Raw genomic sequence first — 19,925 nt, 5'->3', positions numbered from 1 at the left:
ATGCCGCCATGGCTAACAACGAATGGATAAGCATACCTTTAATGTGCGAAACCATTTTGACAAATTTCATATTAAAAAGTTTTGGGTAGTAACGGTTTATCCTGCGGCGGACGCGCCGGGCAAAAAAAAACGCCGCAAGCAAAGGCTCGCGGCGTTATCCAACCGGTTTCACCGGCAGCCGCGCTGAGCGGCGGCACCGGTTTAACGCTGAAAACTAATTAATGACGTTAAGTTTAACATCAATGTTATTGCGGGTCGCGTTGGAATACGGGCAGACCACATGCGCTTTCTGCACTAACGACTCGGCCAGGCCGCGATCCATGCCGGCTAAATGAATATCCAGCTGGGCTTCAATGGCAAAACCGGTCGGCACCGCGCCGATGCCGACCGTGCCTTCGATAAACGCGTCCGCCGGCAGCTTCACTTTCTCCTGCGCGGCGACATGTTTTAACGCACCCAGAAAGCAGGCGGAATAGCCGGCGGCGAACAGTTGCTCCGGGTTGGTGAATTCCCCGCCCGGGCCGCCCATTTCTTTCGGCACGCCCAGTTTGACATCCAGCACGCCGTCGGATGAGGTGGCCCGGCCATCACGCCCGCCGGTGGCTTTGGCTTTTGCGCGGTACACAACTTTTTCAATAGACATGGTTATTTCCCTCTTACGTTGTTGGATGATGCCTTCGCCGGACCGAGTGCCGGACGAAGATATATTGCAAGCGATTAAATCGCTTGCAACTTAAAAGCAGGGGCTTTATCCAGTATAGCCCATCGCGGTAGCCTGGTCGCCGCTCAGGCCCCCAGGGCGGTTACCACTGCGCCAGCTGGGCGCGCAGGGTTTGCAACTGCCGTTTTAAGTCGTTAAGCTTTTCTTCACTGCAGGCCGTGGCGCACAGGATATCGTCCGGCACAGTGCGCGCGGTTTCCCGTAATGCCCGGCCCTTGTCGGTCAGACGGATAATCACCTGGCGTTCGTCCGCCGCGGAGCGAAAGCGTCCGAGCAGGCCGGCGGTTTCCAGGCGCTTGAGCAGCGGGGTCAGCGTGGCGGAATCGAGATACAGCCGTTCGCCGATATCCGATACCATTACCTCGTCACGCTCCCACAGTACCAGCATAACCAGATATTGCGGGTAAGTGAGATCCAGCTTGACCAATAATTTGCGATAGACCTTGTTCAAGGCCAGGTTCGCCGAGTACAGGGCAAAGCAGAACTGCTGGTCAAGGGCTAAAGGCGTAGCCGTCGCTTTTGGGTCATCATGTTTCGTTTTCATGGTGTTATTATAAATAGCGCGCGATAGAATCGCAAGTTATTTTTTTGCCCACCTTCCCCCGTCTGGACTGGCGGCGCGGAAAACATACCGTGCGTTTTTGCTACACTTTTTATCGGTAAGTCGTTACCGTAACTTTTCACATCGATGATATCATTAGCAAACTTGCTATTAATCCTTACCTACTGCGTGTGACCCATGGAAGCCTGGAAGATCAATATCTTTTCCGTTTGGTTAGGCTGTTTTTTCACCGGCCTGGCCATGAGCCAAATCCTGCCTTTTTTGCCGCTGTACGTTGAGCAACTTGGCGTGCGATCCCATGAGGCGCTCAGCATCTGGTCGGGATTGGTATTCAGCGCGACGTTCCTGGTTTCCGCGGTAGTGGCGCCGCTGTGGGGCAGCCTGGCGGACCGGCGGGGGCGCAAGCTGATGCTGTTGCGCGCGTCGCTTGGCATGGCGGTGGTGATTGCGCTGCAGGGTTTTGCCAGTAATGTCTATCAGTTATTCCTGCTGCGGGCGCTGATGGGCCTGACATCAGGTTATATTCCCAACGCCATGGCGCTGGTGGCATCGCAGGTGCCGCGCGAGAAAAGCGGTTGGGCGCTCGGCACCCTTTCCACCGGCCAGGTGGCCGGCGTGATTGTCGGCCCGCTGCTCGGCGGCTTTATGGCCGATCACCTGGGTCTGCGGGTGGTATTCCTGGTGACGTCGGCACTGATGTTTACCAGCTTTCTGGTGACGCTGTTCTTGATTAAAGAGAAAACGGTTAACATCAAAAAAGCCGATCAGCTCAAGGGCCGGGCAATCTTTCATTCATTGCCCTATCCAGGCCTGATTTTCAGCCTGTTTATTACCACCATGATGATCCAGCTGACCAACAGCTCGATAAGCCCTATTCTGACTTTGTTTATCAAAGATATCTACAACGATACCGGCAATCTGGCGTTTATCAGCGGCGTGATCGCCGCCGTGCCGGGCGTGTCGGCGCTGCTGGCCGCGCCGCGCCTGGGCCAGTTGGGCGACCGCATCGGCACCTCGCGTATCTTGATGGCGGCGATGATGGCAAGCATAGCGCTGTTTTGTTGCATGGCCCTGGTGAAGACGCCCTTGCAACTGGGCGTGTTGCGCTTCTTGCTCGGGTTCACCGACGGCGCGCTGATGCCCGCCGTCCAGACGCTGCTGGTAAAATATTCCAGCGATAAAGTCACCGGCCGTATCTTCGGTTATAACCAGTCGTTTATGTATATGGGGAATGTGGTAGGGCCGCTCATCGGCTCCAGCGTCTCGGCGGTACTGGGCTTTCGCTGGGTGTTTTTATTCACGGCCTTGATGGTGCTGATCAATACGGTGCAGCTCTGGTCGGGCTTTCGCAAGATCCCCGCCAGGAACAGTTAAATCCAGGGATAACGGCCGCCCATTTGTACCACCATGATACCGGCGCAGATTGCCACAAAGAATAAAAATACCAGCAGAATTCGGGTCATCGCTTCGCTCCTTATCAATAGATTGCCTGTTTTTTGACCAGCCCTGTTATACTATAGCCGCGCCGGCCGAACCTGAAAAACATCTGTGCAAAAAAAAACGTTCGCCATCCCGTGCCCGTGCCGGCAGACATGCAAACAAGCTGGAGGCGGGAGCGATGGACGCATGTCCGCCACTCCCGCAAGCCGGGTTTTGCCATCAGACCCGTCTTAGCCCAAGCACAACATGCCCGGGATGTTATTTAAAAATGCGGAAACGTTCTTCATCGTCGATAAATGTTTTTTCGCCCGCCGCCTGCTCAATGGAGCCAAACGGCATTTGCGCGCGCAGTTTCCAGCTGTCCGGCAATTCCCAGGTGCGTTTAACCTCATCGTCAATCAGGGGATTATAATGCTGCAAGGTCGCGCCGATACGCTCCTGAGCCAGGGCCGTCCATACTGAAAATTGCGCAATGCCGGTGGAATGTTCCGACCAGATGGGGAAGTTATCGGCATAGGCGGCAAATTGCTTTTGCAAAACATCAATGACCTTGGTGTCTTCAAAAAACAGCACCGTCCCTTTGCCTGCGGCAAATGAGGCCAGTTTGGTTTCAGTGGCGGCGAAGGATTGCGCGGGCACAATCTTCCTCAGCGTTTCTTTAATGATATTCCATAATTTTTCATGCTGTTCACCAAAGAGCACGACAACACGGGAGCTTTGAGAATTAAAGGACGAGGGGCTATGTTTGACCGCGTCTTTCACCAGCGAGGCGATCTGGTCTTCCGATAGCGCGACATTCCTGCCGATGGCGTAAATTGACCGGCGGGCTTTGATGACGTCCAGAAATGCATTGCTCATAGATCTACTCCTGTTAAAGGGAAATTAATGAACGGCGGCTACATGCGGTTCATCGCACCGGCTAGCTTATGCCTTGTCGGTGTAATCTGTAAATCATTCGCATCATTCTCTCGATTAACTATGCTGATAAGACTTATTGCGGATCTTCATGGCATTAGCCCATGACCTACCAGACGAGCAGGAGCGATGATCTTATGACCATAGAAACCCTCGAGTTAAATGAAGCGGTGGGCGGCGTTCCCAACAGTCCGCTGCCCCTGGTCATCTATCGCCGCGTGATACCAGCGCAAACGCCCGATCCGGCGGCCTGGCTGGAACGTCATTTTGCCGCCAATGATTGGCCGGCCCAGTGGCGGTATATTATCTATAACTTCACCCATTTCCATTCCAATTGCCACGAGCTGCTAGGTGTTTACGCCGGCGAATCCCAGGTGCAGTTCGGCGGTGAAAGCGGGCCGGTCGTCACTTTGTCCCTAGGCGATGTGGTGCTGATCCCAGCCGGCGTCGGCCATAAAGCGCTGCAATCAAGCGAGGATTTTATGGTGGTCGGCGCTTATCCCAACGGCATGAACGCCGATTTATGCCGCGACGATCCCGCCAGGCTGGCCTCGGTGCAACAGCATATCGGGCAGGTGCCGTTACCGGCCACCGATCCGATCAGCGGCGATCGGGGCGGCATTACCACGCTATGGCATAATCCGGAACAAGCATAAGCCGGCGCAGAACAGGAGGAAACTATGTCTCGAGTCCAGGCAGTCGATCATTTGGTTATCAGCGTTAGCGATATTGCCGTTTCCAAGAAATTCTACAGCGGATTGTTTACGTTCCTGGGTTTTGACGTGATGGACGAAATGCCCGCGGCGATGGGCTGGAGCAACGGCACGACGCGCTTTTGGATTTACCAGGCGGACGAGCAGGGTAAAAAGCATCCTTATCGTAAAGGCGACGTGGGATTCCACCATTATGCCTGGTCGCTGAACAGCCGGCGGGACGTCGATGAGCTGCAGGCATGGCTGGAACACAACGGCGCCAGCATCGTCGACCCGGCCGGCGAATATTATGCGGACTATTATGCGGTCTTTTTCCTCGATCCCGACGGCCTGAAGCTGGAAGGCATGCATTACGGCAAACAGGAGTAATACGCGGCCGGGCAATGGACCCGCCTGTCATATAGCGGAACCTGGGCCATACTTAGGTGACCCCCACTCACAAGGAGAAATTCCTGATGAAAGAGATCGGCGCAAACGGCCAGGTGGATTACGTTGAGTTCAACGTCAGCGATATCCAGCGTGCCAAACAGTTCTATGGTTCGGCGTTCGGTTGGGCGTTTACGGATTACGGCCCGACCTATACCGAATTCTACGATGGCAGGATTACCGGCGGCTTTACCTCCACCGAGGCGATTACCCCGGGCGGCGGCCCGCTGGTCATTTTCTACGCCAGCGATCTGCCCGGCACGCTGAAAAAGCTGGAAGCCGCCGGCGCGGAAATCGTCAAGCCGATATTCGCCTTCCCCGGCGGGCAACGCTTTCATTTCAAGGATCCCGACGGCTACATATTAGGCGTTTGGACGGAAGATTAGCCGGCGCGGAAAATCTGCGATCCTCCTGTCAAAAATAAAACAGCGTTCTATTTTTGCGACGCCGTCATGCTACCCTATGGCATCAGGTCATGACTTCATAGGATAACAGGAGGAATTATGTCCAAGACAGTCGCCGTATTGCTGGCGAAGGGTTTTGAGGAAGCGGAAGCCATCATCGTAATTGATGTGCTGCGCCGCTTGGATATCAAGGTTGAAACCCTCTCATGTCAGGATAGGCTTGAGCTGGTGAGCTATCACCAGATCCGGATGTTCGCCGACGCCCTGCTTGAGCATCGCCGGGAGACGCTCTATGACGCGGTGGTGATCCCCGGCGGCCTTGAGGGTACGGTCAACCTGGCCGCCAATCCGCTGGTAACGGATTTTATCCGCCGCCACGATGAGGCTGGCAAATGGATTTGTCCGTTATGCTCGGCCGCGGCCCGGGTGCTGGGCGGCAACGATTTACTCAAGGGACGCCGCTATGTGTGCTCCGGCGATCTGCACCGGGGAGTCAGCGACGGCCGCTTTATTGATGAGAAAGTGGTCGAGGACGGCAACCTGCTCAGCGGTAAAGGACTGGGCGTCGCCTTTGATTTTGCCTTTTCCCTGGCCTATCGCCTCACCGGCGATCAACAAAAGACCGACTTCCAGGTTGAGCATATCTATTACGATTACTGGCGCACGTCAGCGCCGTTAGGCGGTATTGTCCCGAATTAGCCCGATCATGGCCGGATTTAGCCTGTTTATGTGCCCTACCCATGGGCACTATAGTGCTACAGCATTATCACGGAGTCCGGAAATGGCACAAAGCGCGTTATTGATTATCGATGTCCAGCAATCTTTCCTGCAGCGTCCCTTCTGGTCGGAAGACGACGTGCCCGCCTTTCAACAGGCGCTGCTGTCCCTTATCGCCGGGTGCCGGCAGCGCGGCGCGGCGCTGGTGGATATTTTCCATAACAGCGGCGACGGCCCCTTTAGCCCGCAGTCCGGCCTGGTAAAACCGCTGCCGTTCCTGACCCATACCGCCGACGCCACGTTCCACAAACATGTCCATAACGCCCTGACCGAATCCGGCCTGCGCGCATGGCTGGATGAGCGGGACATCAAGCACGTGATCATCGCCGGCATCCGCACCGAGCAGTGTTGCGAAACCACGGCCCGGGTGGCGTCGGACCTGGGGTATCGCGTCACTTTCGTGACCGAGGCGACGCTGACGTTTCCCATGACCCATGACGGCCGGACCCTGAGCAGCGCGGATCTCAAGCACCACACCGAAACGGTGCTTATCGACCGTTTCGCCGCTATCCGCACCGTGGCCGGCTGCCTGGAGGAACTGGAGCAAGCGTGATGCGTGATGTTTATTTCCTGGTATTGCCCCAGGTCATGGCGCTGGATCTCACCGGCCCGGCGGAGGTGCTGGCGCTGTCCGGCGCCTTCAGGCTGCACTACATCGGCCCACAGGAGGAGATTACCACCTCCATCGGCATGACCGTCAGCCGGATTGCGCCGCTGCCGGCCTCCCTGCCGCCGGACAGCATCGTGGTGCTGGCGGGTGTCGCCGACTCCCGCCAGCAGCTGGACAGCGCGCCGGCGCTGGAGGCGCAGCGGTGGCTGCGTGAGCGCCGATCATCCTTTCAGGATCGAACATGGACGCTGGTGTGCGTTTGCTCCGGGTCGCTGCTGGCCGGGCGGGCCGGCCTGCTGGACGGGTATCGCTGCACCACCCACCATGACGTGATGGAGCGCCTGCGCCAGCAGGCTCCCGCGGCCCTGGTCAAGGACAACCGGATTTTTGTCGAGGATCGGGGGGTATTTACCAGCGCCGGCATTACCGCCGGTATTGACCTGGCCCTGTACCTGGTCAGCCTGTATGTCGGGCCGCAGCAGGCCATGGCCACTGCCCGGGAAATGGTGGTTTATTTCCGCCGCGGCGGCGACGACCCGCAGCTTTCGCCCTGGCTGCGCCACCGTAATCACCTGCACCCGGCGGTACACCGCGCCCAGGACATCCTGGCCCATGAGCCGGAGGCGGAATGGCGCCTTGACGCGCTGGCGCGGCAGGTATTTATGAGCAGCCGCCATTTGACCCGGCTGTTCCGGGAACATCTAGGGCTTAGCGTCAGGGAATATCACGAACAGCTGCGACTGGCGGTGGCGCAGCAGCGTTTACAGCAGGGCCAGGGCATCGAGAAATCGGCGCTGGCCGCCGGTTTTTCCTCCAGCCGCCAGTTGCGCCGGGCGCAGCAGCGCTGGCAGGAATAACGCCCTGCCGGCATATCAACCCCGGATCCGGGATTTCAGCTGACCCAGCGGCGCACATCAACGCGCCGTAGCCCCGCCGCCAGCAGCAGGCTCACCAACAGCGTGGCGATAAACACATACATGATATCCAGCGGCGGCGCCGCTTTAAAATCCAGGCCATGGGTGCGGATAAAATGAATGATAAACGCATGAAAGCCATAAATAGCCAGCGAATAGCGCGAGATCAGGCGTAGCGGCGGCCACCATTGCCGCCGGCAGGCCTGTTTAAAAAATACAAACAGGCTGACGGCGCCAATACATACCAGGGGGCCGCAATAAAGGTAATAGGTATCGGCGAAGTCGCCATTAACGATCAGCTGCTTTTTCGTGCCCACCGCCACCAGCACGACACTGATAATAAACAGCGCCGCGGCGATCACGGGGATTTTTTTACCGCGCAGATCAAGCATACCCACGGCCCGGCCCAGCACCGCATACAAGATGTAATAAAACGTATCGCCGCTGATAAACAGGTTTACCGGCAGCAAGGTTATATGGCCGCGATTGAACGTTACGGTGTTGGGATTGGCCATCACCGCCAGCAGCACTATTATCGTCGCCAGAAAACCGGCGGACACCGGTTTGATTTCGATCAGCGGCGACAGCAGATAAATGACCATCACCGCGTAGAAAAACCAAAGATGGTAGAAAACCGGCTTCTGCAAAGCCCCTTCCAGCGCCCGCGCCGCGTTGATGGGGGTAAAAAGCGCCATATACAGCAGCCCGATCAGGCTGTAAAACAGCAGGCATAGCCCCATGCGCAGGAAATGTCTGGCGCCGGCGCGCCTGGCGCCGAAAAAAAGAAAGCCCGATATCATAAAAAATAGCGGAACGGCAACCCGCGACGCGGAGTTAAGCACATTGGCCAGCAGCCAGTTGTGCTCACCGATGTCCAGGCCATGGGTAACATAAAACGAGGTGGTGTGGATCATTATCACCATCATGCAGGCCAGCGCACGCAGATTATCTATCCAGTCAATTCTTTTATCTTCGTCCACTCACTTCATCCCTATCCGCATTTTGTATGCATACGCTTAATCTTCAATATCTTAAAAATAGGCTATATATCTACAAATGAGGAAGCAAAGTAAAAAATGAATTATCCGGATGAAGGATAATTTCGGCCGGGGTTGCGTGGGATTTAAAATAAATGCAAAATAGCCGGCCAATGTTAAAAACATTGACGGATTATTTTGTTTTTAACTCTATATTTCAGCTGGTTATAATATGCAAAGCTCATTATCTCCCTCCGTTCGTTTAGGCCGGAGGGCGTTGCTATTTCCGTTATGCCTGGTGCTGTTCGAATTTGCCGTCTATATCGGCAACGACATGATCCAGCCGGGCATGATGGCGGTGGTCGCATCCTTTAATGCGGGCCGGGAATGGGTTCCGACCTCCATGACCGCCTACCTGGGCGGCGGCATGGTGCTGCAATGGCTGCTGGGGCCATTGTCGGATCGCCGTGGCCGGCGCCCGGTAATGCTGGCCGGGGTGATGTTTTTTATTGCCGCCTGCCTCGGCATTCTGCTGGCGCAAACCATTGAGCAATTTATGGCGCTGCGTTTTTTACAAGGGTTCGGACTGTGTTTTATCGGCGCGGTGGGCTATGCCACCATCCAGGAGTCGTTCGATGAAGCCACCTGCATCAAAATTACCGCGCTGATGGCCAACGTCGCGCTGATTGCCCCGTTATTAGGCCCGCTGGCCGGCTCCATTATTATCCAGCTGGCTTCCTGGCAGGTCATGTTCGTGCTGTTTGCCGGCCTCTCGGCCATCGCGCTGGCGGGCTTGTGGCGCGCCATGCCCGAAACCGCCTCGCGCCTGGGGGAGTCGTTTTCTCCGGGCGGCCTGTGGCGCGACTATAAGGTGGTGCTGACCAACCGCCAGTTCCTGTACGGCGCCATGGCCATCGGACTGGCCTGCCTGCCGTTGCTGTCCTGGCTGGCCCAGTCGCCGGTGATCCTGATGGGCGACGGGGGGATGACGCCGATGGAATACGGCTTGCTGCAGATGCCGGTGTTCGGCGCGCTGATCCTGGGCAACATCACCCTGGCGCGATTAAGCGGCCGGCGTACCGTGGATCGGCTGATCAAGCTCGGCGCCGCGCCGATCATCGGCGGGCTGGTGCTGGCCACCGCGGCCACCCTGTTCTCGCCCCACGCCTATCTGTGGATGACCGCCGGCATGAGCCTGTACGCCTACGGCATCGGCGTCGCCAACGCCGGCCTGTACCGGCTGACGCTGTTTTCCTGCGCCATGAGCAAGGGCACCGTGTCCGCCGCGCTGGGCATGCTGAACATTATGGTCTATACCCTGGGCATCGAACTGGCAAAAACGCTGTACGCCCAGGGTGGCAGCGGCCTGTTCAACCTGTTTAACCTGATAAGCGTGCTGGGCTGGTATACGCTGGTGCGGCTGTTTATCCGCCGCCGCGCATCCACGCTGACGTCCATTCCCACGCCCGCGCTATAAGCGTCAGCAAGAGAAAGGCCGGCAAAGGCCGGCCTTTGTCACCCTGGGGTTAAAACAGCCCCATCGGCTGATCGGAGTAGCTGACCAGCAGGCATTTGGTCTGCTGGTAATGCTCGAGCATCATCTTATGGGTTTCGCGCCCGATACCGGACTGCTTATAACCGCCGAAGGCGGCATGGGCGGGATAGGCATGGTAGCAATTGGTCCATACCCGGCCGGCCTGGATGCCGCGGCCCATTTTATAGGCCACGTTGCCGTCGCGGCTCCAGACCCCGGCGCCCAAGCCGTAATCCGTATCGTTGGCCAGCGCCAGCGCCTCATCCATATCCTTAAAGGTGGTTACCGCCAGCACCGGACCGAAGATTTCCTCCTGGAAGACGCGCATACTGTTTTTGCCGAACAAAATGGTCGGCTCCAGGTAGTAGCCCTCGGACAGTTGCCCCTCCATCTGTTTGCGCCGCCCGCCGGTGAGGATCTCGGCGCCTTCTTTTTTGCCGATATCAATATAGTTGAGAATGGTGTCCATTTGCCCCGAGGATACCTGCGCCCCCAGCTGGGTCCGGGCATCAAGGGGATTGCCGCTGCGGATGGCCTCGACGCGTTTTACCGCCCGCTCCATAAACCGCTCGTAAATCGATTCCTGCACCAGCGCCCGGCTTGGGCAGGTGCAGACTTCGCCCTGGTTAAAGGCAAACAGGGCAAACCCTTCCAGCGCCTTATCAAAAAACGCATCTTCCTGGTTCATGACGTCGGCAAAAAAGATATTCGGCGATTTGCCGCCCAGTTCCAGCGTGACGGGAATGATGTTTTGCGCCGCATAGCTCATGATGCGCTGGCCTACTTCCGTGGAGCCGGTAAAGGCCACTTTGGCCACGCGCTTTGAGGTGGCGAGGTATTCGCCGATTTCGGCGCCCGCCCCGTTGACCACGTTAATCACCCCCGCCGGCAGCAAATCCTGAATCAGCTCCATCATCACCAGGACGGAAAGCGGGGTCAGCTTGGCCGGCTTAAGGACGATACAGTTGCCGGCGGCCAGCGCCGGGGCCATTTTCCAGCAGGCCATCAGCAGCGGGAAATTCCAAGGAATAATTTGCGCCACCACGCCCAGCGGTTCATGAAAATGGTAGGCGACCGTATCGCCGTCGATTTCACTGATGCCCCCTTCCTGGGCGCGCGCGCAGGAGGCGAAATAACGAAAATGGTCGATAGCCAGGGGCACGTCGGCGGCGCTGGTCTCACGAATCGGCTTGCCGTTGTCCCAGGTTTCCACCGCCGCCAGCAGCTCGACGTTTTGCTCCAGGCGATCGGCGATACGCAGCATGATATTGGCGCGGGTCTGTACCGACATCGCGCCCCACTCCGCTTTCGCCTTATGGGCGGCATCCAGCGCAAGGTCGACGTCGTCAGAGCTGGAACTGGCGATTTCGCACAGCGGCAGGCCGGTTACCGGCGTCAGGTTGACAAAATAATCACCTTTTACCGGCGCGACCCAAGCACCGCCGATAAAGTTGTCGTAACGGGGTTTAAGTTCGAGCGGATAACCATATTCGCCGGGTATTAACCGGCTTGAGGGGGGATTGTAAGCCATGTTTTCTCCTAGACACTGTGACTTTACCAAGAGTGGGCTGGGCTGATAAACGCTATCCTTTAACGTTAGCCGCAGCGGACACCACGAGACAGGTAAGGAGGGAATGAATTTTAACTATTCGAGAGGGTTCACAGTTTGTGTCATAACATTTCAGTGCCATACAGTGCCGCTGCTACTGGCGGCGCAGTACGGGCAAAACTGGTGCGCGCAAACAGCCGTTCCGCCAGCGCCACCAGCATAGGCCGATTCACGCACCAGTTGGGCATCACGCGGCGATAATTGATAAACCCCAGCGTGCAGGCCACGGCAATATCGGCAAGCGTCAGGGTGGGGCCGTTAAGCCGCCTGCCCTCGTGGGCATGTTCCTCCAGCGCGTCCAGGCCGCGGCAGATTTTTGCGCGCTGGTTCAACAGCACGTTTTCATCGGGGCCGCCGCCGCGCCCGCATTCGCGGACGATGGCCATGGCCGCATCCGTCACGCCGTCGGCCAGCGCTTCAATTTGCCTCACCCGCAGCGCTTCCAGGCGATCGGCCGGCAGCAGCGGCGGTTCGGGATGGGCCAACTCCAGATATTCCGCGATGATGGGCGAATCAAAGATACCCTCGCCCCGCTCGTTAAGCAGTACCGGCACCTTGCCCAACGGGTTCACCGCCGTGACGCAGGCATCACGACCGTTAGGAGAGGCGCTGACCAATTCAAAGGCAATATCCTTTTCCAGCAGGATAACTGAGATTTTCCGCACGTAAGGACTGGTATAGCTGCCTAACAGTTTCATTGGTTCGCCTCCGGTGGCCGTGGTCGCACAAATCAGTATGGCTCATGACACAGAAGTTTAAGTTAGAGAAGCCGTATTTAATGGAATGACAACGTGCCCAAGATGTTGCCTACCAGGTCGTCATGAACGGCTGCGCCGGAGGTCGGCGTCAATACCTGGATGGTGATGACGCGATCCAGGTAAGGCGTTATCAACAAGGTGCCCAGCATGGCTTTGCCCTGCATTTCTTGTTGGGAGTCGATGCGCAGGAATTTATGCTTATCCACCATTACCGGGACCTGGCCGGTTTTCCTGACATTCTTGAACTGGGTTTTCAGGCCCGACAGCGCGCCCTGCGCCATTTTATTAAATGCCGCGTCGCTGGTGTCGTTGGCATCGCCGTTGACCGTGCGCACCTCGCTGATGCCCACCGCCTGCGAATGCGCCCGGTTGGCGAACAGCTGGACCACCACGCCGGTATTTTGCGCGTTGGCGTCCTCCCGCGTCTGGTTAACAAAATCCGGCGGCAGTTGTAAGGTTATCTTGCCGTCGAGCAACGCGACCCGGACACTGTTTTTCAGTTCCGGCGCCGGCGCGGCGGCGGAAGAGGACGCCGCCGGCGCCGATGCCGCCGTAACGCCCAGCACCGATACGCCCGCCAGGGCGATCGCGGTCATAATCCTGATAATACGCCTTGCCATGTCAAACATCCTTCTCGCAATCAACGGAGTGGCCGCCAACGGCAGCCTGCTGTGAAAACATCGTTAAGCAAAAGCATAGCCCCTTTTTAAGCGCAGCGGCGCGCCACATGCGCATTTTGTTACCGCGCCGCCGGTGGAGTAGACTAGGGACATCAGGCCCACCAGCACAACGGCGAGTAAACCATCGTGACCGACCCTCTTCCCATACAGGATACCGACCCCACCACCCTTGCCGGGATAAGCCGGCTCGGCGTTCGCAAACGGGGGCAGCTCGACCGGGAGCTACCCGACTGGCTGGCCGAGGAAGTGCCGGTGGCGCTGGTCTACAACGGCATTTCCCATGTGGTCATGATGGCCTCGCCGAAAGAGCTGGAGCAATTTGCCCTGGGCTTCTCGCTGTCCGAAGGCATTATCAGCGCGCCGGGCGAGATTTACGGTATGGACGTGGTGACGGCCTGCAACGGCCTGGAGGTGCATATCGAACTGTCCAGCCGCCGTTTTATGGCGCTGAAAGAGCATCGGCGCGCCATGACCGGACGCACCGGCTGCGGTGTCTGCGGCGTCGAGCAGCTTGAGGAGATAGGCAAACCCATCGCTCCCCTGCCCTTTACCCAAACCTGGCCGCTGGCGCGGCTGGACCATGCGCTGGCGCAGTTGAAAAGCGTGCAGCCCATCGGCAGGCTGACCGGTTGTACCCACGCGGCGGCCTGGATCACCCCCGAAGGCGAACTGACGCTGGGCTGCGAAGACGTCGGCCGCCACGTGGCGCTGGACAAGCTGCTCGGCTGCCGGGCGCGCCAGGGCGCCGCGCCCGGCGCGGTGCTGGTCTCCAGCCGGGCTAGTTATGAAATGGTGCAGAAATCCGCCATGTGCGGCGTGGAAATCCTGTTCGCCGTCTCGGCCGCCACCGCCCTGGCGGTAGACGTGGCCGAACGCTGCGGGCTGACGCTGGTGGGATTCAGCAAGCCGGGGCGGGCCGCGGTTTATACGCATCCCTGCCGAATCGTTGACAGCAAAAGCTAAACATGTTCTTTAAAAGGGACTGATAAACGTTTTAATAAACGTTTAATTAACTATAATGATCGGATTGCTTACGCGGCACTAACATTCATTCAGGGTGCCGCTCACCTAAAATGGAGAAGATAAATATGAGCTATACTCTGCCATCCTTGCCTTATGCTTATGACGCCCTGGAACCGCATTTCGACAAACAAACGATGGAAATCCATCACACCAAGCATCATCAAACCTATGTCAACAATGCCAACGCCGCGCTCGAAAGCCTGCCTGAACTCGCCAGCCTGCCGGTTGACGAACTGATCCAAAAACTCGATCAGGTGCCGGCGGACAAAAAAACCGTACTGCGCAACAACGCCGGCGGTCACGCCAACCACAGCCTATTCTGGAAAGGCCTGAAGCTGGGCACCACCCTTTCGGGCGATCTGAAAACCGCCATTGAGCGCGATCTGGGTTCCGTCGACGCGTTCAAGGAAGCGTTTGAAAAAGCCGCCGCCACCCGTTTTGGTTCCGGCTGGGCCTGGCTGGTATTGAAAGACGGTAAACTGGCCGTGGTCTCCACCGCCAACCAGGACAACCCGCTGATGGGCGAAGCCATCGCCGGCACCTCCGGCTACCCGATCCTGGGCCTGGACGTGTGGGAACATGCCTACTACCTGAAATATCAAAACCGTCGCCCGGACTATATCAAGGCCTTCTGGAACGTGGTGAACTGGGACGAAGCGGCCAAACGTTTCGGCGAAGCCAAATAACCGGCGTCCGTTAAATGTAAAAACCATCCCGCGGGATGGTTCGGTTGATCGCAAACGTCCCGGCCTTACGGCCGGGACGTTTGCATTTCAGGTACCGTTGCTCCCTGAAGCAGGCTTATTTCAGTAACAACTTGTCAGTGAAGGCTTTTTTCGCGCTGATGCGGACTAAATACTCGGTGGTCGACAGCACCATGGTGGAACGGACAATCTGCTGGTAGCGCTGCTGCTGCATACGCACCAGCGCGTCATCCGCCGGTACGCGGGAAAATTCCGGCAACGGCGGGAACGCCGCGACGCAGTGCAGTTCGCTGAACGGGCCGAGGATTTCATCGTCGGTAAACCGGTATTCCTTGGGATCGTCCTGCAAGGCCTCGTGCAAGGCCATCAGCAGCTCGGCGTCCTCATACTCCTGTCGGCTGATAACGCCCAGGGCGTATACCAGCTTCAGGCGCACCGGTAGTTCGCCCAGCGGACCGGCGCCAATCAGTAGCGGCTCCACGGCATATTTTACCGCGTAATCATCCTTGCGAAAGATTTGCAGCACCAGAATATTGACCGCCTCGGCCAATAATTCCACCGCCGCGCCCATCAAATCCCTGACCGTTGTGCCGGCGTTCAGTTGTTCGAGGACCTGGTTTTCGTACAGTTGAGTATTTTCCGTCATCACCGAACACCATGTAACCCCCGGAGGCGGGATATTGCCCGCCTCCGGATCTTCATCATCATTGCATGGCGTTATAAAGATCCACCACCTGCGCTACCACCTCGCCGTCTTCCTCAAGACCGGAGACCTGCGCCAGCGCCGCTCCGGGGCCTGATTTTTCCAGCAATGCCGCCCATTCCTGCGCCTGGGGATCCTGCTCGCTATGATAATGCATGGCGGCGGCGATGCCCTTAAGCAGGTTGTCGTGGCGCAGGCCGTATTCCATGGTGCCGCGCAGCGGTTTGATCAACCGGTCGCCGGCGCTGAGCTTACGCAGCGGCTGGCGGCCGACGCGCTCTACGTCGTCATGTAAATAGGGATTCTCAAAGCGCTGCAGGATCTTATTGATATAGGCGGCGTGTTTCGCGGCTTCAAAACCGTAACGGTTAATCAGCACCGCGCCGCTTTCTTCCATGGCGCCTTTCACCACCTGGCGGATGTCGGGGTCGAGGATCGCGTCGCGGATGGTCTTATGCCCGGCATGCTGGCCCAGATAGGCGGTGATGGCATGGCCGGTGTTAAGCGTAAACAGCTTACGTTCGACAAACGCCATCAGGTTATCGGTCAGCTCCATGCCGGCGATAGCCGGCGGCTCGCCGATGAACTGGGTTTTATCCACAATCCATTCGCTAAAGGTTTCCACCGTCACCGCCAGCGGATCCTGGGTTCCGGCTTCGGCCGGGGGTACGATGCGATCCACCGCGGAATCGACGAAACCGACGTGCTGCGCCACCCAGGCGTGATACTGCTCGGGCAGTGCCTTTAAGACATGCTGTTTCAACTGGCTGGTGCCGCGCACCATATTTTCACAGGCGATAATATTCAGCGGCCGGGTATTGCCCGCGTCATGGCGCGCGATCAACCCTTTGGCGACGGTACCGGCGATGCGTTCCAGGATCTGCGGCCCTACGGCGGTGGTTACCAAATCAACGTCGGCTATCAATGCCACCACTTCCGCGCCGGTGCTGTTAACGGCGCTGACGCCCCGGACCCTTTCCACATGGGACTGCTCGCCCACGACATGGACCTCGTATTCATGCCTGGCGTTCAAGGCGTCAAGCACCGTTTGGTTAACGTCGGCAAACACCACGTCCACCCCGGCATCGGCCAATAATTTACCGATAAAGCCGCGTCCGATATTACCTGCTCCGAAATGTAATGCTTTCATAGATTTAACCTTGGATTCTCTTAGTTAAAAAGGGGCCAACGCAGGCCCCCTCTCAAATACAACCGTTTCCATCGCCCGCGCTGTGGTTAGGCCGTTTTGCCGCCTTTGAGCAGCTCAAGCACTTCATCTACGTCGGTGGTGTTGATCAGGCGTTGGATAACCGCATCGTCGTCCAGCGCGTTGGTCAGGCTGGTAATGACCTGGATGTGCTCGTTATTGCGCGCGGCGATACCAATCACCAGACGGGCAATATCGTCTTCCTCATCACCGAAACGCACGCCCGCCGGATACTGGCAGAATACCACGCCGGTGCGCAGCACCTTATCCTTGGCCTCGATGGTGCCATGGGGAACCGCAATGGACTCGCCCAGGTAGGTGGAGGTCAGCTTTTCACGATCCAGCATCGCTTCCACATACTCCGGCAGCACGTAACCGCCGTTGACCAGTTGCTCACCGGCAAAACGGATTGCCTGTTCCTTATTGTCGGCCTGACGTCCGAGGAAGATATTGGCCGCGGTCAGGCGGAACAGGTTCTGCTCGCTGTCTTCGAAGCTGTCGTCCAGGGTGGTGATGACTTTATTCTGATTGGTTTCGGTCTTTTGCACCGCAACCAGACGCGCCACCAGATCGGTATACAGCCCGCTGTCCAGGAAGTTGGTCAGCGAGATATGCTGCGCCTGCGGGGCGTGGCGCATGGCCCGCTCGGTCAGGTCGCGGTGGGTGATCACCAGGTCAACATCCTCAGGCAGGCTGTTGATGGCCGTGTTGGTCACGCTGATATTGGTCAGCCCGGCTTCCTTGACTTTTTTACGCAGTACCCCGGCGCCCATGGCGCTGGAGCCCATGCCGGCATCGCAGGCCACGATGATTTTACGTACCGAAGCCAGGTCGCCGGTGGCGCCGGCGGTAACCGGCGCGGCCATGCCTTTGGACTGCGCTTTCATATCTTTTATACGACGGGTGGCGTCTTCAAGGTCGTCCCCTTCCTTGGCCTTCATGCTTTTCAGCAGGATCGAGGCGATAACGAAGGACACGGCAAACGCCGCGACTACCGCGGTAATATTGGCAAAATAGGCGCCTTTAGGCGTCATGGCCAGCACCGCCAGGATGGAACCCGGCGACGCGGGGGAAACCAGGCCGCCGTGCAGCACGCTCAGGGTAAACACGCCGGTCATGCCGCCGAGGATTACCGCTATCAGCAGACGCGGGTTCATCAGCACGTAAGGGAAATAGATTTCGTGGATACCACCCAGGAAATGGATGATGGCCGCGCCGCCGGCGGACTGTTTGGCGTTGCCGCGACCGAAAATCATGTAGGCAATCAGCACGCCCATGCCCGGACCCGGGTTGGCTTCAATCAGGAAGAAAATTGATTTGCCGGTGGCGGTAGCCTGCTGGATGCCCAACGGCGAGAAGATGCCGTGGTTGATGGCGTTATTCAGGAACAGGATTTTTGCCGGTTCGACAAAGATCGAGGCCAGCGGCAATAAATCGTGGCGTACCATCAGGTTCACGCCCGCCGCCAGGATATGGGACAGGATTTCAACCAGCGGCCCGATGGCCAGGAAGGCGATAATCGCCAGGATCATGCCGATGATGCCGGCGGAGAAGTTGTTGACCAACATCTCGAAGCCGCTTTTGATCTTGCCGTCCACCATACGGTCAAAACGTTTAATCGCCCAGCCGCCCAACGGACCGGCCAGCATGGCGCCGAGGAACATCGGCATATCCGCCCCGGCAATCACGCCCATGGTGGTAATGGCGCCCACCACGCCGCCGCGTTCGCCGCCGGCCAGCCGTCCGCCGGTATAACCGATCAGCAACGGCAGCAGGTAGGTGATCATCGGGCCGACTAATTTAGCCAGCGTCGCGTTGGGTGTCCACCCGGTGGGGATGAACAGCGCGGTGATAATCCCCCAGGCAATAAAGGCGCCGATATTCGGCATCACCATATTGCTCAGGAAACGGCCAAAATTTTGTACTCTGACCTTGATATCCGAAGAAGACATAAAAAACACCCCTATTGATACGCGCCGGACAATAAGGGCGCGTGAAAATTGTTGCGACAGTGTTGCATTCTCTGTCGGTAGTTCTATAAGCAGCGGGACTCTACCACGCTGCGTGCCGAATGCGTACTCAGCGGCGTAACTGTGACGAATATCACCATGTCACCCCCTGTTTATCCCCTATATCGGTGATATTCATCACAAATTCCGTATGAAAAAAAACCACAATTATAACTTCAGGGAGTTAACGGCGGGTAAATTGTGATAGAGATCACTCTTGCTTGCTGGGTATTTGTTTGATAAATGTGATTTGTATCACAAATTATTTATCATCCCAGCCGGGCATCGGCGAAGAGAGGGCGATAGCGGCTGATTTAGACGCTAAAAGGCGGAATTGCGTAGCTAAAGCTGTAAGAAAATTACCGCTGTAATACCTGCGTTTTCTCGCACGCACGACAGCCATCATGACGCGGATATGTTACAAAAAGGTGACCCGGCGGGCCACCTTGGTGTAACGCGGCGCGTCATTAGCGCAGGGCCGTCCCTGCGGCGGTCTGCGCCTGCATCAGCTGCTGGTGCTGGCTTTGCAGGCCGGCCATCAGCTCATTATATTGCGTCGCCTGCAGCCGGGTGGGAAAGGCCACCGACGTGGGGCTGTAGGTCACCTGGCTGCCCTGCATATTCAGGAAATTGCCCACCTGGATCAGGGTTTCCGCAAGCTGCGCCGCGCTGGTCACCACCGGCGTCACCTGCTGTGCCGGCTGAATCACCAGCTTGGTATAGGCCTGTTCGTATACCGCCTTCAGGTCGTCGGGCTGCTTTAGCGCGGCGCGGGAGTCATCCGCCTGTTTTTTCAGGCGTTCTATCTGCGGCCCCAGCAGATTCAGTGCCCCTGCGGACTGCTGCAAATCCACCCGGTGGGTAAGATAATCCTGCGGCACGCGGATCTGGCTGACCTGATCCAGCACCGGCAGCAGGCTGGCATTGACCGCCTGGGTATATTGCTGGGTAAAGGTCAGCAGGATCTGGTAGTCGGCCACATAGGTGCCGAACTGTTTTTTCTGATCGTCGGTCAGCGTCGGCAGGCGCTCGCCGCCCGGCAGCACGGTGGTTTGTAAAAACGCCATAAACGCCTTGCGCTGCTCCGGCTCCTTGTCGCCGCAGGCGGTAATCTGCAGCGCCAGCATCAATAGCACTGGAATCATCAGCGCATAGCGCAACTGCGCCAGTCTGTCCCTTAACATCATGACCAACTACTCCTGTAAAATAGCTCACCCCTTTCCCTGGTTACCCAATTAA

The 19,925-nt window shown here is 57.6% G+C and carries 21 protein-coding genes; 10 read left to right on the top strand and 11 right to left on the bottom strand.

All coding sequences use genetic code 11. The features are described 5' to 3' along the window. Positions 1-214: 214 nt before the first annotated feature. Together ACL2XM_RS22450 and ACL2XM_RS22445 are read right to left on the bottom strand one after the other, a co-directional pair. Positions 215-643, bottom strand: coding sequence for an organic hydroperoxide resistance protein (locus tag ACL2XM_RS22450; RefSeq protein WP_410012991.1), 429 nt, complete (start codon positions 641-643; stop codon positions 215-217). A 160-nt stretch (positions 644-803) separates the two neighbouring features. Next, on the bottom strand, positions 804-1,265 hold the full coding sequence (locus tag ACL2XM_RS22445; protein WP_410012990.1) for a MarR family winged helix-turn-helix transcriptional regulator: 462 nt from the start codon (positions 1,263-1,265) through the stop codon (positions 804-806). 195 nt (positions 1,266-1,460) lie between these two features. Here ACL2XM_RS22445 and ACL2XM_RS22440 point away from each other — a divergent pair, with 195 nt between their 5' ends. Continuing rightward, on the top strand, positions 1,461-2,657 hold the full coding sequence (locus ACL2XM_RS22440; RefSeq protein WP_410012989.1) for a multidrug efflux MFS transporter: 1,197 nt from the start codon (positions 1,461-1,463) through the stop codon (positions 2,655-2,657). A gap of 324 nt (positions 2,658-2,981) precedes the next feature. Here the strand turns inward: ACL2XM_RS22440 and ACL2XM_RS22435 are convergent, their stop codons facing one another. After that, the gene (locus tag ACL2XM_RS22435; RefSeq protein WP_410012988.1) at positions 2,982-3,581 is read right to left on the bottom strand and encodes a nitroreductase family protein; all 600 of its coding nucleotides are present in this window, start codon (positions 3,579-3,581) and stop codon (positions 2,982-2,984) included. 194 nt (positions 3,582-3,775) lie between these two features. On the opposite strand from ACL2XM_RS22435, the gene ACL2XM_RS22430 reads away from it, so the two are divergent. The 6 genes from ACL2XM_RS22430 (at position 3,776) to ACL2XM_RS22405 (ending at position 7,425) form a co-directional block, all read left to right on the top strand. After that, a complete protein-coding gene (locus tag ACL2XM_RS22430; protein WP_413721689.1) occupies positions 3,776-4,294 on the top strand; it encodes a cupin in 519 nt (172 codons plus the stop codon). 24 nt (positions 4,295-4,318) lie between these two features. Beyond that, positions 4,319-4,720, top strand: a complete 402-nt coding sequence (locus ACL2XM_RS22425; RefSeq protein WP_413721690.1) for a VOC family protein — start codon at positions 4,319-4,321, stop codon at positions 4,718-4,720. Between the two features lie 86 nt (positions 4,721-4,806). Next, positions 4,807-5,163, top strand: coding sequence for a VOC family protein (locus tag ACL2XM_RS22420; RefSeq protein WP_410012985.1), 357 nt, complete (start codon positions 4,807-4,809; stop codon positions 5,161-5,163). 117 nt (positions 5,164-5,280) lie between these two features. Continuing rightward, positions 5,281-5,880, top strand: a complete 600-nt coding sequence (locus ACL2XM_RS22415) for a DJ-1/PfpI family protein (protein WP_410012984.1) — start codon at positions 5,281-5,283, stop codon at positions 5,878-5,880. Positions 5,881-5,962: 82 nt separating this feature from the next. Further along, positions 5,963-6,511: an isochorismatase family protein gene (locus ACL2XM_RS22410; protein ID WP_410012983.1), complete on the top strand. Its 549-nt coding sequence runs from the start codon at positions 5,963-5,965 to the stop codon at positions 6,509-6,511. Next, positions 6,508-7,425, top strand: a complete 918-nt coding sequence (locus ACL2XM_RS22405) for a GlxA family transcriptional regulator (protein WP_410012982.1) — start codon at positions 6,508-6,510, stop codon at positions 7,423-7,425. Before ACL2XM_RS22410 ends, ACL2XM_RS22405 begins: the two co-directional genes overlap by 4 nt. A 35-nt stretch (positions 7,426-7,460) precedes the next feature. On the opposite strand, the gene ACL2XM_RS22400 is transcribed toward ACL2XM_RS22405, so the two are convergent. Then, positions 7,461-8,462: an acyltransferase gene (locus tag ACL2XM_RS22400; RefSeq protein WP_410012981.1), complete on the bottom strand. Its 1,002-nt coding sequence runs from the start codon at positions 8,460-8,462 to the stop codon at positions 7,461-7,463. 229 nt (positions 8,463-8,691) lie between these two features. Between ACL2XM_RS22400 and ACL2XM_RS22395 the strand changes: the two genes are divergently transcribed. Further along, a complete protein-coding gene (locus ACL2XM_RS22395) occupies positions 8,692-9,936 on the top strand; it encodes an MFS transporter (RefSeq protein WP_410012980.1) in 1,245 nt (414 codons plus the stop codon). 49 nt (positions 9,937-9,985) lie between these two features. Here the strand turns inward: ACL2XM_RS22395 and ACL2XM_RS22390 are convergent, their stop codons facing one another. The 3 genes from ACL2XM_RS22390 to ACL2XM_RS22380 all read right to left on the bottom strand — a co-directional run bounded on the left by ACL2XM_RS22390 (position 9,986) and on the right by ACL2XM_RS22380 (position 12,980). After that, positions 9,986-11,524: an aldehyde dehydrogenase family protein gene (locus ACL2XM_RS22390; RefSeq protein WP_413731641.1), complete on the bottom strand. Its 1,539-nt coding sequence runs from the start codon at positions 11,522-11,524 to the stop codon at positions 9,986-9,988. A gap of 140 nt (positions 11,525-11,664) precedes the next feature. Then, entirely contained in the window at positions 11,665-12,300 is a 636-nt protein-coding gene (locus ACL2XM_RS22385; protein ID WP_413721693.1) for a glutathione S-transferase, read from the bottom strand. 77 nt (positions 12,301-12,377) lie between these two features. Then, positions 12,378-12,980, bottom strand: a complete 603-nt coding sequence (locus tag ACL2XM_RS22380; protein ID WP_410012977.1) for a hypothetical protein — start codon at positions 12,978-12,980, stop codon at positions 12,378-12,380. A 237-nt stretch (positions 12,981-13,217) separates the two neighbouring features. Between ACL2XM_RS22380 and fdhD the strand changes: the two genes are divergently transcribed. Both fdhD and sodA read left to right on the top strand, forming a co-directional pair. Then, positions 13,218-14,003 (top strand): formate dehydrogenase accessory sulfurtransferase FdhD, encoded by a 786-nt coding sequence (gene fdhD / locus ACL2XM_RS22375; protein WP_413733248.1) that lies wholly within the window; start codon positions 13,218-13,220, stop codon positions 14,001-14,003. A gap of 125 nt (positions 14,004-14,128) precedes the next feature. Beyond that, entirely contained in the window at positions 14,129-14,749 is a 621-nt protein-coding gene (gene sodA, locus ACL2XM_RS22370) for a superoxide dismutase [Mn] (protein WP_413721695.1), read from the top strand. Between the two features lie 115 nt (positions 14,750-14,864). On the opposite strand, the gene ACL2XM_RS22365 is transcribed toward sodA, so the two are convergent. The 4 genes from ACL2XM_RS22365 to ACL2XM_RS22350 form a co-directional block, all read right to left on the bottom strand. Next, the gene (locus tag ACL2XM_RS22365; RefSeq protein WP_410012975.1) at positions 14,865-15,413 is read right to left on the bottom strand and encodes an MltR family transcriptional regulator; all 549 of its coding nucleotides are present in this window, start codon (positions 15,411-15,413) and stop codon (positions 14,865-14,867) included. A 58-nt stretch (positions 15,414-15,471) separates the two neighbouring features. Next, the gene (locus ACL2XM_RS22360) at positions 15,472-16,620 is read right to left on the bottom strand and encodes a mannitol-1-phosphate 5-dehydrogenase (protein WP_413721696.1); all 1,149 of its coding nucleotides are present in this window, start codon (positions 16,618-16,620) and stop codon (positions 15,472-15,474) included. A gap of 86 nt (positions 16,621-16,706) precedes the next feature. Next, complete coding sequence (locus tag ACL2XM_RS22355; protein ID WP_413721697.1) at positions 16,707-18,629, bottom strand: PTS mannitol transporter subunit IICBA; 1,923 nt, start codon at positions 18,627-18,629, stop codon at positions 16,707-16,709. A 524-nt stretch (positions 18,630-19,153) separates the two neighbouring features. Continuing rightward, positions 19,154-19,870 (bottom strand): DUF3053 domain-containing protein, encoded by a 717-nt coding sequence (locus tag ACL2XM_RS22350; RefSeq protein WP_410016685.1) that lies wholly within the window; start codon positions 19,868-19,870, stop codon positions 19,154-19,156. Between the last annotated feature and the right edge of the window lie 55 nt (positions 19,871-19,925).

Source organism: Sodalis sp. RH20 (assembly GCF_047324205.1).
Lineage (GTDB): Bacteria > Pseudomonadota > Gammaproteobacteria > Enterobacterales > Enterobacteriaceae > Acerihabitans.
Note: the sequence above shows the minus strand (reverse complement) of the source record. Positions and strands in the feature narration are given on the sequence as shown.